The sequence below is a fragment of the Amycolatopsis regifaucium genome, from assembly GCF_001613935.1.
Taxonomy (GTDB): Bacteria; Actinomycetota; Actinomycetes; order Mycobacteriales; family Pseudonocardiaceae; genus Amycolatopsis; species Amycolatopsis regifaucium.
Genome location: NZ_LQCI01000003.1, coordinates 613,193 through 625,415, shown reverse-complemented (window position 1 = coordinate 625,415; position 12,223 = coordinate 613,193). Strand labels below are relative to the sequence as shown.

Genomic DNA, 12,223 nt, shown 5'->3' with positions numbered 1-12,223 from the left:
CCCCCTTTCCTCGACTCAGCCGAGGAAAGGGGGCCTTCACGCGATAAGGAGCCTTACGCCTTCATCCGGCGCTGCCGCGGGTCGAAAGCGTCCCGCAGACCGTCGCCGATGAAGTTGATCGTCAGCGAGATCAGCACCAGCACGATGAACGGACCGAAGAACAACGCGGGCCGGTTCTGCAGCTGCGAGTAGTTCTCGAGGATGACGCGGCCGAGCGAGGTGTCCGGCAGCTGCACCCCCAGCCCGATGAAGGACAGCGCCGCCTCGATCAACACGGCCTGCGCGATCGCGAGGGTCGCGTTGACCGTGATGAGGCCGACCATGTTCGGCACCAGGTGCTTGAACACGATGTGCAGCGTCCCGGCGCCGGACGCGCGAGCGGCGTCCACGAACTCACGCTGGGACAGCGACATCGACTCGGCCCTGGCGATCCGCGCGATCGGCATCCAGCCGAAGGCGGCCAGCACGATCGCGACGATGTACCAGGTACCGCCGCCGAACACCTTCGCCAGGATCGCCGCGGCGGCGATCTGCGGCACGATCAGGAACAGGTCCGTCACGCGCGAGATCGCCGAGTCGGTGAAGCCACGCAGGTATCCCGCCATGGCCCCGAAAATGGTGCCGATGGTGGTGGCGACGATCGACACGATGAGCGCGATCAGGAGCGAGTACTGCGTGCCGCGCAGGATCTGCGACACCATCTCCTTGCCGACCTGCGTCGTGCCGAGCGGGTAGTCCCCGCTGGGCTTGGCGAAGGACGGGAACGAGCTGTCCTCGTAGTCGTACGGCCAGAAGATCGGCATGATGATGACGGTCAGCACGAGCAACAGCAGGATCGCCGTGCAGATCATCGCCAGCTTGTGCCGCAGGAACTTGCGCAGGACCAGCTTGCCCTGGCTCCGGGGTTCGGGCAGGGCCTCTTCCGGAAGCTTGCCGTCGGCGGACGTCGAGCCTTCCGCCGCGATGAGGGAGTTCAAGTCAGCCAACGCGAATCCTCGGGTCCAGGATGCCGTACATCAGATCGGCGATCAGGTTGGCGACGATGATGCTGCTGGCGATGAGCACCAGCCACCCCATCATCACCTGTGTGTCGTTTTTGACGACGGCTTCGACGAGCAGCTTGCCCATGCCATTCCAGTTGAACACCGACTCGGTGATGATCGCGCCCGAGAGCACGGCACCGAAGTTCACGGAGAACAGGGTGGTCACCGGGATGAGCGCGTTCCGGAAGGCGTGCCGGAAGATGACCCGGCCGTTGGCGAGGCCCTTGGCACGCGCGGTCCGCACGTAGTCCGCGTTCAGCGTCTCCAGCATCGAAGCGCGCTGGAACCGGCTGTACGCGGCGAAGCTGATGGCCATGATGGACAGTGTCGGCAGCAGATACGCGCCGACGTAACTGGCGAGGAAACCGCCCGGCCCGTCGAAATTCAGCGATTCCGGACTCGTGGTGCGGATCCAGGGATTACCGAGCACATCGGACAGTCCCAGGTCCCGCACCCAGCCGTTGAACTGGATCGCGTAGCCCTTCAGCACGATGGCGACACAGAAGATCGGCATCGAGAACAGCAGGAAGGCCAGCGTGGTGGCGACGTAGTCGAGGATCGAGTACTGCTTGACCGCCGCGACCACACCGACGAGAACGCCGAGGATGAGCGCGAGGATCTCGGCTCCGACGACGAGCTTCAAGGTGACCTCGAACGCGGCCATCACCTTCGGGAACACCGGGGCCTGCGCGTTGCCCTGGGCGATGGAAACGCCCCAGTCGCCGGTGATGAAGTTGCCGAGCCACGAGAAGTACCGAGGGATGATGCCCTGGTCGAGTCCGAGCCGCGCGGCCGTCTCCGCGAGTACCTGCGGGTTCATGGCCGGGTTGCTCTTCAGCTCGGCGAGCGGGTCACCGGTGCCGGCGACCATGATGAAACACAGAAAAGTCCCGACCAGCAGGACGGGAATCGATATCGCCAGACGGCGAAGAATGTAGATCACCAGGTTCAACGAACTGCTCCTCATCCGGGCCTGGTCGCCGAAGTGCTGGACCGTCGCCCGGTTGTCCACCGTAGTGGCGGTAACCCTACGGTCAACAGCTACTTCCGGCGGGTAGGGGGGCCCGGCTTGTGGCCGGGCCCCCTTACCACCAGGATCGCGTAAGCGAGAGGTGAAAAAGCGGGGCTAAGCCCTACTTCTTCTCCCACTCACCGGCGTTCCACAGGACACCGTTGTACGACTGCATGTAAGTGCGGTCGATGCCCTTGAACGCCCACATGGACGGGGTCTGGAACAGCGGCAGCGTCGCGTACTCGTCCGCGATCGCCGCGTCGGCCTTCTGGTAGCTCTCCAGCTGGACGGCCTCGTCGGTGGCCTTCACGGCCGCCTCGAACGCGGAGTCGATCGTCGGGTTCGACAGGCCCTGGTAGTTCTGGCTGCTGTCGTCGACCCGGGTGATGTAGATCGACTTCTGCTCGGCCTTGAACGGAGCGGCGGACCAGCCGAAGAGCGCGGCGTCGTAGTCACTGGCCGCGAGGCGGCCGCCCTTCAGGAAGTTCGCGTCCTGGTCGTCCGTGATCTCGATACCGGCGAGCTTGGCCTGCGAGATGATGATCTCGACGGTCTGCTGACGGCGGGCGTTCTGGTTGTGCGAGATCTTGAACGACGCGCGCTGGCCGTCCTTGGCGAAGATGCCGTCGGCACCCTTGACCCAGCCGGCGTCGGTCAGCGTCTTGGCCGCGGCCTCGGCGCCCAGACCGGCCTTGCTGCTGTACAGGTCCTTGAAGCCCTGCTCGCCCGGCATGAACACGATGCTGTTCAGCGGGCTCGCGTCGGCCTGGACCTCCTTGAGCAGCTTGTCGGTGATCTCCTGGCGGTTGACCACCTCGAAGAACGCCTTGCGCAGGTTCTTGTCCTTGAACATGCGCTTGTAGTTGAGGTCGATGTGCTCGAAGGTCAGCTGCGAGGCCGAACCATAGGTGACGCCCTGAGCGGAAAGGCTCTTCAGGGTGCCGGCGGCGGTGGCGTCGGGCTGGGTCGAAGCGGCGATGTCGATCTCACCGTTCTGCAGCGCGGTCGCCATGGCCTTGGTGTCCTCCATCGCCTTCACGACGATCTTGGAGGGGCCACCCTTGCCACCGATCCAGTTCGGGTTCTTCTCCAGCGTGACGGCCTTCTGGTTGGCGTCGAACTGGGTGATCTTGTACGGACCCGAAGCCGGCATGTCCTCGGCCTTGAACTGCTTGAAGCCGTTGGTCCAGAAGTCACCCGCCGCCTTGAGCTGGGCCGAGTCGCTGGTCGGCGTCAGCTTGGTGATGTCGGGGACGTTCGCGCGCTTCTCGACGATGTGCGCGGGCATGATCGCGGTCGAGTTGAACAGACCCTTGTAGTCCAGGTACGGCTCGGTGTACTTGGTCTCGAAGGTCAGGTCGTCCTTGCAGGTCGCCTGGTTGATCAGCTGGTAGCCGGTCGTCGAAGCGGCGAGGAAGGCCTGCTTGCCGTCAGCGGTCTTGGCGGCACCGGAGTGCGACAGCCACGACAGGTACATGTCGTCGCAGTCGAACGCCTCGCCGTCGGACCACTTCACGTTCGGCTTGATCTTGTAGACGACGGTCTGCGGCTCCTTGGTGGTGACCTCCCAGGAGTCGAACACGTCGTTGTTCAGCAGCACCTTGTTGTTGCCGTCGAGCACATCGGCACCGGCGAGCACGGCCGTCAGGATGTAGGTGTTGTACGACGTGTTGGTGTCGGGCGTGTCGTTGTTGTAGCCCGAGTACCCGTCGTCGATACCCACGGTGACGGTGCCTTCGTACCCCGGGGTGTCCGCGAGCTTGAAGTTTTCGCCGTTCTGCGCCTTGCCGACCGCCATGCTCTTGATGTCGGTAGACGACCCGTTCTGGTCGGAACTACCGCTGTCGCCACCGCTGCATGCGCTCAGCACAAGCGCGGAGGCCGCGACCAGCGACCAGGCGGAGACTGCCTTGGACTTCCTCATGAAGTGTGCCCTCCTAGCACTGGGTTCCTGAGATCGGAACAGGACCCCACACCGCTCCGGTGAGATGGCCCGGAGCCTATGACACGCCAAGCAACCTCATTTGGCGCACTGCGGGTGCACGCTAGAAAGGAAATGCACGAACAGTCACCAGTTACGGGGCGATCGTGACCAAAGGGTAACTTGCGGCTGACTTCGAGAAATATATTGGTTACCAGGAGGAATCAGTCCGCCACTCGAACGTGCCGCGAAAGGTCACCCTCCGGCGCGAACTTGAGCGCGAATGGGCTACTTCGGACCCCGCGTCCAGTTCACCGCCGACCCGAAAGGGCCGACCATAGGAGGACCTGCGGTTACTCCGGAAATACCAGAGCCGATGGCGAGGGTATCGGCCAGCTGGAACAACGGAATGGCCACATTCCGGCGCCACAATTCCGGTTCGAGGGTCGAAAGCGCGTCGGCGGCGGGCGTGGCGCCGGTCAGCGCGGCGTCGATCGCCGGCTGCAGGGCCGCATCGCAGAAGCCGAGCGGGTTCCCCGGCACGACGGCCTTGGTCTTGTCGGCGAGCTGATCGGGACGGCAGCCGAAGGTGGACGCCAGCACCGACGCGACGTCCGCGCCGCCGGTGGCCTGGCCGATCACGGCGATGTCGATGCCGACGTTGCCCGCGCCCTCGGACGTCGTCTGCTGGACGCCGTTGAGCACCGGCATCGCCAGCAGCGTCGAGAACAGCTCCCTCGGCTGCGGCGCGATCGCGTTGACCTCGATCCCCGCGGCCACCAGTTGCGCCGTCAGCTCCTTGGCGATCGTCGCGTACGGCTCCTGCTTGGCGGGCGAAGCGACAACCAGCGAAAGGTTCTTCCCGTTCTTGCGCCAGGTTCCGGCTTCCTTGGTGTATCCGGCGGCTTTGAGCAGTTCCTCGCCCTTGGCCGGATCGGGCGCCGACGGCGGGCCCGGCGAGGGGATCGTCGGCTGGAAACCGGTTCCCGACGGGACCCGGGCCTGTGCGTCGGCACGGAGCTTGTCCGACGGGCCCCCGTCCGCCGCCTCGGTGATCAGCTTGCCGCGGTCGATCAGCGCGGTGACGCCTTCGCGCACCTTGGGATCCGACAGCGTCGAACTCACCGGCCGCAGGAGGATCTGCGCGACCGTCGGCCGGGCGACCGTGTGCAGCTGCACGGCGGAACCCAGCTCGCCGAGCCGCTTGAGACCGGTGGCGCCGGTCCTGGTCATCACGAACTGGTCGTTGCCGCTGCGCAGCGCGGCCAGTGTGCCGTCCTGATCGGCCGCACGCAGGACGATCCGGTCCAGTGCCGAGGGTTTCTCCCAATAGCGCTCGTTGCGCTCCAGGATCACCTCTCCGCGCGCGGTGTCGAGGCTCTTGATCGAGTAGGGGCCGGCGACGGCCGGGAAGGTGGTCGCCAGCGCGCCCTGCCATCCGTTCGGGGCGTCCTTGAGCAGATGGGCGGGCAGGAGGTTCGCGAACAGCGTCTGCCAGCCGGGGTACGGCTTGCCGAAGGTGACCTCGACCCGTTTACCGCCCTCACGCGACTGGATGTCGGAGATCAGCCGGTAGCCCGCGGCGCCGATCACGCCGGGCTGGTCGCGCATCGCCTCGCGCAAGTACGCGAAGTCTTCGGCGGCGATCGGCGCACTGTCGGACCAGGACGCGTCCGGCCGGATCGTGTAGGCGACCGTGAACGGCTGCTGCGAGACGACTTCGGCGGACTTCATCAGGTTCTTGTCCAGCTCGACACTGCCGTCGTCCTTGGGGCGGAACACCGACGGGAGCAGAAGCTGCGAGAGCGCCGACGTCACCTGGGAGGCGTCTGCGAGGTTATGCGGGTTGTAGCCGCCGAGAATGGTGTCGACACCCACTACGACCTGCGAAGGCGTCTTCGTGGTCGAGGAACTCACCGGGGAGGCCGAGGAGCTGACCACGGGTGGGGGCGGCGTATTGCTGCAGGCGGCGAGGAGCACGGCCGCGCACGCCAGCATGGGCGCCGCTGTGGTCACTAACCGCACGCCTGAGTCCTCCTGATTTGTCCCTCGCCATGCTGCCACGTCGATCCGACCGCCACAGCGAGATTCCCATATCGGCCTGGCCGTCGCCCGACCGGCTTGAGTACCACCCATCCGGTGGACGTGCGGGAGGCCCGCGAGGTTCCTGCGCGGACCGCGGGAAAACGCTTAGCCGCGCGAAGTACCGGGCCGCTAGCTTGCCGGGGTGACCAAACGCGCGCTCGTCCTCGTGATCGTGCTCATGTCCACGTTCACCTTCCCGCTGACCATCACGGGCGCCTCGGTGGCCCTGACCGACATCGCGGACGACCTCGGTGCGGGCCTCGCGGCGACCCAGTGGGTCGTCAACGGGTACAACGCCTGCTTCGCGAGCTTCCTGGTCTTCGCGGGTTCTCTGGCCGATGTACTGGGCAGACGCCGGATCTACGTGGCCGGCCTCGCGTTGTTCGCCGGCGGCGGCATCGCCTGCACCGTGGCGGGGAACATCGTCGTGCTCGATGTCGTCCGGCTGATCGCCGGGACCGGCGCGGCCGCCGCGGTCACCGGCGGACTGGCGATCCTCACCGAAACCTTCCAGGGCGCGGCGAGGACCCGCGCGTTCGGTTCGGTCGGCACGGTGCTCGGGATCGGGCTCGCGTTCGGGCCGTCGATCGGCGGCCTGCTCGTCGAACTGTTGGGCTGGCGGGCCGTTTTCGGCGCACCGGCCGCCGTGGCGGCGCTCGTACTGGCCCTGACGCCGCTTCTCCCGCGAGTTCCCGGGACTTCCGGGCGCCGGGTCGACTGGGCGGGCGCCGCGCTCTTCACGGGCGCGATCATGCTGCTGATCTTCGGACTGGTCGAAGCGGGCGATCTCGGCTTCGGACATCCGCTCGTCGTCGGCGCCCTGTCGCTGGCCGTGGTGCTCGCGGCGGTCTTCCCGTTCGTGGAGCGACGGCGCGCCGATCCACTGTTCGATCTCGCCTTGCTGGCCAACCGCGGCTTCACCTCCCTCGCCGTCGCGGCGGGCGCCCTGGTGACCATCCTGGTGCCGCTGCTGGTCTACCTGCCCTCGTACCTGATCGAGGTGGTCGGGCTCGGCGCCGGGGAGGCCGGGCTGTGGCTGCTGATGCTCACCGCGCCGACCGTGCTGTTCCCGACCGTGGGCGCCGCGCTGGCGCGGCGGCTGCCGTCGTCGTGGTTCGTCGCGGGAGCGGTGGCCGTGAGCGGGGCGGGCGCCTTTCTGCTGATGACCATGAACTCCTCGTCCGGGGTGCTCTCGCTGCTCGCCCCGCTCGTTCTGGTGGGGGCGGGCACGGGATTGACGATGGGATTGCTGGACGGTTTGGCGATAGGTTCCGTCGGCCCGGAACATTCCGGAACGGCGGCCGGAATGTTCACCACCGCACGATTGGCGACGGAAACGATCGCGATCGCGGTTGTCGGTGCCGTTCTCGCGTCGATTACCGGTGGGCAGCTCTCCGGCGAGTCCTATACCGACGCATTTCGGATCGTTTGTTTCGCGCTGGGTTGTGTCGGCGTTCTCGGTACGGTGTCCGCGGCCGCCCTCTCGCCGCGACGGGAAGCCGTTCCGGTGTTGTGAACGCCGGTCCTGAAAAGGAGTGGAAGAAATCGACGGAAAAAGCGATTCTTAACATTAAGAGCCCGGGTGACTACTTAGCGTGACTAGACTATCGCGGCGGAACGCGCGAACAGTGACACTGGCCGTGACCGCCGCGCTCACGCTCCGCGGCGACGAGGCCCCTTCCCAAGGACATGATGGCCAGCCGGGCCACAGGACACGAATAGGGGCGCCCCCTCACGCTGAGTGAGGAGACGCCCCTACGGCTCGTTACGGCTTCGTGAGTCAGCCGCGGTTCTTGTTGCGGTTGCGCTCCTTGGCGCGCTGGTTGACGTCCAGCGTGACCTTGCGGATGCGGACGACGTCCGGCGCGACCTCGACGCATTCGTCGACGGAGCAGAACTCGAGCGCCTCTTCCAGGCCCATCTTGCGCGGCCGGGCCAGCGTCTCCATCACGTCGGCGGAGGACTGACGCATGTTGGTCAGCTTCTTCTCCTTGGTGATGTTGATGTCGAGGTCCTCGGCGCGCGGGTTCTCGCCGACGACCATGCCCTCGTACACCTCGGCGCCCGGCTCGACGAAGAAGGTGCCGCGGTCGGCCAGCTGGATCATCGCGTACGCGGTGATGGGGCCGGAGCGGTCGGCGACCAAGGAACCGGAGTGGCGGGTGCGGATCTCGCCCGCCCACGGGAAGTAGCCCTCGAACACGTGGTTCGCGATACCGGTGCCGCGGGTCTCGGTGAGGAAGTCGGTGCGGAAACCGATCAGGCCACGCGCCGGGAGGACGTAGTCGAGCTTGATCCGGCCCGAGCCGTGCCCGCCCATGTGCTCCATGCGGCCCTTGCGGGCGGCGAGGAGCTGCGTGATGCCGCCGAGGTGCTCTTCCGGGGCGTCGATCGACAGGCGCTCGAACGGCTCGTGCAGCTTGCCGTCGATCATCCGGGTGACCACCTGCGGCTTGCCGACGGTCAGCTCGAACCCTTCACGGCGCATCTGCTCGACGAGGATCGCCAGCGCCAGCTCGCCACGGCCCTGGACCTCCCAGGTGTCGGGACGCTCGGTCGGCAGCACCTTGATGCTGACATTACCGATCAGCTCCTGGTCCAGCCGGGCCTTGACCAGCCGCGCGGTGACCTTGTCGCCACCGCTGCGGCCCGCCAGCGGCGAGGTGTTGACACCGATGGTCATCGAGATCGCGGGCTCGTCGACCGCGATCCGGGGCAGCGCCTCGGGATTCTCGACGTCGGCCAGCGTGTCACCGATGGTGATCTCGGGGATGCCGGCGATGGCGACCAGCTCGCCCGCGCTGGCCTCGGTCGCCGGGACGCGGGTGAGCGCCTCGGTGACCAGCAGCTCGGAGATGCGGACGTTCTGGATGGTGCCGTCCTCGCGCATCCAGGCCACGGTCTGGCCCTTGCGGAGGTTGCCGGAGTGGATGCGGATGAGCGCGATCCGGCCGAGGAAGTTCGACGCGTCGAGGTTGGTGACCAGTGCGCGCAGCGGGCCTTCCTTGTCCGCGAAGGGCGGCGGCACGTGGCGCAGCAGGGTCTCGAACAGCGGGTCGAGGTTCTCGCTCTCGGGCACCGCGCCGTCGGCGGGCTGCTCGAGGCTCGCCTTGCCCGCCCGCGCGGAGGCGAACACGACCGGCAGGTCGAGGATCGCGTCGAGGTCGGCGTCCTCGATGTCACCGGCGAGGTCGAGGAGCAGGTCGTGGGTCTCCTCGACGACCTCGGAGATCCGGGCGTCGGGGCGGTCGGTCTTGTTGACCACGAGGATCACCGGCAGACCGGCCTCGAGGGTCTTGCGCAGCACGAACCGGGTCTGCGGGAGCGGGCCCTCGCTGGCGTCCACCAGCAGGACGACGCCGTCGACCATGGCGAGGCCGCGTTCGACCTCACCGCCGAAGTCGGCGTGGCCGGGGGTGTCGATGACGTTGATCGTCACCGGGCCGTTCTCGGTCTCGCGGTGGATGGAGGTGTTCTTCGCGAGAATGGTGATGCCCTTTTCCCGCTCGAGCTCCCCGGAGTCCATCACGCGGTCGACGAGTTCGGCACGCTCCTCGAAGGCTCCGGACTGCCGGAGCATCGCGTCGACGAGGGTCGTCTTGCCATGGTCGACGTGTGCGACGATGGCGACGTTGCGCAGGTCGGGCCGTGTCTTGCCGGAATGGCGGCCGGCATCGACTGCGGTGGCGCTGGCTGCGGGCACGCGAAGGCTCCAAAGGTTTCAAGTTCGGGTGTGGTGCCCGCGCCGCCTCGAAGGCTTACTCACGCGATCGAGTAACGTCGGCCGACTTTGGCCATACGCGGACCACACCAGGGTACCTGTAGCCGAACTGTGAGCACCCCCACGCCCCAAGATCGGTTAGGCTCACCTAACGTGAGGAGTCGAGGCGGGCGTCGCCGACGAAGTCCGACGAGGAGCATCGAGTGGGCAAGAAGCTACCCGACGACCCGCACAAGCTCGTCCGCAAGTGGATGAAGTCCGGCAAGGTCAAGAAGAAATGCTGCCGATCCAAATCAAGGTGCGGAAAATGCCCCGTTCTCGCACTGAAAAAGGCGAAGACGAAGATCGCGAAAGCGGCTTGACCTCGTCGTCGTGAAAGATCCTCAGTGCACCACCGCCTCATTGATCGCCCGCAGTTCCGGAGCGGTACGGGTCGGCGAGAACTCGATCACCTCGTAAGCGGCCATGTGCTTGACCGAGAAGGGGTCGGTCGCGAGGATCGCGTCCAGCTTTCCCCTGGTCATGGGCCTGGTGATGATGACCCCGCCGATGCGCGGATTACGCCTGCCGGAGGCGAGGAAATTGCCGTGCCCGTACTGCTTGGTCAGCCAGTCGGCGTGATCAGGGAGCACGTAGTCGATTTCTTCGATGGGTGCGGTGTAGGTCAGCAGGACGACATACATGAGATGACGGTAGACCCGGATCTCCACTGTGACAGCCGTACTGCCCCGGCCGATATGAAGTGTTGACGCGACGCGCCCGGAATGAGTGGCTCACCCCTTATTGCACTCCGCGTGTAGTCCTCTGATCGCGGTGGTTCGGCGTCGAACCACCGCGATCAGAGGACTACCCGCGAGGGGTGCGCTAGCATCGACGGCATGCGCGCGCAGAACGCTCAGTGGTGGCCGCCCTCCGGCGGCCTCGAAGTCCTGCGCTGAACCAGACGAGCGCACCACCAGGCCGCCCCACCGGGCGGCCTTTTTCGTGCCCGGACCCTGGGGCGGCCCGAATCCGGAAGGAAGAAGGCAGATGATCAGGTTGTCCGGGATCACCCCGTCCGGCCACGTCCACGTCGGGAACCACCTGGGGGCCATCCGGCGCTGGGCGGACGAGGGCGGGCCGGACGACCTGTACTTCGTCTCCGACCTGCACGCCATGACGACGTCGCACAACCCGGCGAAACTGCGGTCGATGGCGGCCGAGCAGCTCGCGGTGCTGATCGCGGCCGGGATCGAACCGGACCGCGTGTTCGTGCAATCGGACATCGCCCGCGAACTGGGCGCGCTCAACTGGGTCCTCGAATGCACCTGCAACTACGGCGAGGCCGCCAGGATGATCCAGTTCAAGGAGAAGTCGAAGGGCCGCGCCGGGGTCCGGCTGTCCCTGCTGACCTATCCGGTGCTGATGGCGGCGGACATCCTGCTGCAGGGCGCGGACGAGGTCCCGGTGGGCGAGGACCAGCGGCAGCACGTCGAACTGGCCAGGACACTGGCGAAACGGTTCAACTCCACCTACGGCGAGGTGTTCACCATGCCGAAGGCGGTACTGCCGCCCGCCGGGGCGCGGATCATGGACCTCTCCGAGCCGACGCGGAAGATGTCGAAGTCGACACGTGAGGAGGCCGGGGTGGTCTTCGTCCTCGACGAGGCCGACCAGGTCAGGCGGAAGGTGAAACGCGCGGTGACCGACGGCGGGTCGAAGCCGGTCTACGCGCCGGAAACCCGGCCGGGGATGGCGAACCTGCTGGACGTCCTGGCGGCCTGCGTCAAGGAGAAACCCGACGTCCTCGCCGATCAGTACGCCTCGTACGGCCAGGTGAAAGAGGCCGTGGCGGAAGCGCTGATCGAGGAACTCCGGCCGGTTCGGGAGCGCGCCCTGGCGCTGCTCGCCGACCCCGGTGAACTGGAGCGGGTCCGCAAGGCGGGTGCCGTCCGGGCGGCGGAGCGGGGCGAGCACCGGCTCCAGTCCGCGCTACGGCTCATCGGCGCGGGCTGAAGAGGTCCGTGAAGGCCTCCTTCCCTACCCTCAAAGTAGGGAAGGAGGCCTTCACGGACCTTCGAGCAGGGCGTGCAGCGCGGGCAGAAGGATCCGATCAGCGGGCAGCCAGTCCAGGTCGTCGAGTTCGCGCGCGGAGATCCATCGGACGTCCTTGTGCTCCACCGCCCGCGGCTCGTCCGCCGCCGAGAGCAGCGAAGCCGCGTAGATCCGCAGCACCTTCCCGCCCGGCAACGGGACGTCGTCGCCGACCCGGCCCCCGACCGTCACCGCGACGTCGAGTTCCTCCAGGCATTCACGCGCCAGAGCGGCCTCGTCGCCTTCGCCGTCTTCGACCCGTCCGCCGGGCAGTTCCCATTGCCCGGCGTGGTCGGCGGGCCAAGCCCGCTGCTGCGCCAGCAGCTGTCCGTTCCGCACGATGGCGGCGCCCACGATCACCACGCGCC

At 66.8% G+C, this 12,223-nt stretch carries 10 protein-coding genes; 3 read left to right on the top strand and 7 right to left on the bottom strand.

The window, feature by feature from the left end; all coding sequences use genetic code 11:
• Positions 1-53 precede the first annotated feature (53 nt).
• The 4 genes from AVL48_RS06765 to AVL48_RS06750 all read right to left on the bottom strand — a co-directional run bounded on the left by AVL48_RS06765 (position 54) and on the right by AVL48_RS06750 (position 5,974).
• Positions 54-977, bottom strand: a complete 924-nt coding sequence (locus AVL48_RS06765) for an ABC transporter permease (RefSeq protein ID WP_061986002.1) — start codon at positions 975-977, stop codon at positions 54-56.
• 1 nt (position 978) lies between these two features.
• On the bottom strand, positions 979-1,995 hold the full coding sequence (locus tag AVL48_RS06760) for an ABC transporter permease (protein WP_061986070.1): 1,017 nt from the start codon (positions 1,993-1,995) through the stop codon (positions 979-981).
• Positions 1,996-2,176: 181 nt separating this feature from the next.
• Positions 2,177-3,979, bottom strand: a complete 1,803-nt coding sequence (locus AVL48_RS06755) for an ABC transporter family substrate-binding protein (RefSeq protein WP_061986004.1) — start codon at positions 3,977-3,979, stop codon at positions 2,177-2,179.
• A gap of 285 nt (positions 3,980-4,264) precedes the next feature.
• Positions 4,265-5,974 (bottom strand): ABC transporter family substrate-binding protein, encoded by a 1,710-nt coding sequence (locus tag AVL48_RS06750; protein ID WP_082857555.1) that lies wholly within the window; start codon positions 5,972-5,974, stop codon positions 4,265-4,267.
• A gap of 229 nt (positions 5,975-6,203) precedes the next feature.
• Here AVL48_RS06750 and AVL48_RS06745 point away from each other — a divergent pair, with 229 nt between their 5' ends.
• Entirely contained in the window at positions 6,204-7,577 is a 1,374-nt protein-coding gene (locus AVL48_RS06745; RefSeq protein WP_208616247.1) for an MFS transporter, read from the top strand.
• A 264-nt stretch (positions 7,578-7,841) separates the two neighbouring features.
• On the opposite strand, the gene typA is transcribed toward AVL48_RS06745, so the two are convergent.
• Positions 7,842-9,764 carry a translational GTPase TypA gene (gene typA, locus AVL48_RS06740; RefSeq protein WP_061986008.1) on the bottom strand — a complete coding sequence of 641 codons (1,923 nt, stop codon included), beginning with the start codon at positions 9,762-9,764 and terminating at the stop codon, positions 7,842-7,844.
• 221 nt (positions 9,765-9,985) lie between these two features.
• Here typA and AVL48_RS39480 point away from each other — a divergent pair, with 221 nt between their 5' ends.
• Entirely contained in the window at positions 9,986-10,144 is a 159-nt protein-coding gene (locus AVL48_RS39480; RefSeq protein WP_007028942.1) for a hypothetical protein, read from the top strand.
• Positions 10,145-10,165: 21 nt separating this feature from the next.
• Here the strand turns inward: AVL48_RS39480 and AVL48_RS06735 are convergent, their stop codons facing one another.
• Complete coding sequence (locus AVL48_RS06735; protein ID WP_061986010.1) at positions 10,166-10,465, bottom strand: YciI family protein; 300 nt, start codon at positions 10,463-10,465, stop codon at positions 10,166-10,168.
• A 346-nt stretch (positions 10,466-10,811) separates the two neighbouring features.
• On the opposite strand from AVL48_RS06735, the gene trpS reads away from it, so the two are divergent.
• Positions 10,812-11,777: a tryptophan--tRNA ligase gene (trpS, locus tag AVL48_RS06730; protein ID WP_061986012.1), complete on the top strand. Its 966-nt coding sequence runs from the start codon at positions 10,812-10,814 to the stop codon at positions 11,775-11,777.
• A 51-nt stretch (positions 11,778-11,828) separates the two neighbouring features.
• Here the strand turns inward: trpS and AVL48_RS06725 are convergent, their stop codons facing one another.
• A complete protein-coding gene (locus tag AVL48_RS06725) occupies positions 11,829-12,218 on the bottom strand; it encodes a (deoxy)nucleoside triphosphate pyrophosphohydrolase (RefSeq protein ID WP_061986074.1) in 390 nt (129 codons plus the stop codon).
• Between the last annotated feature and the right edge of the window lie 5 nt (positions 12,219-12,223).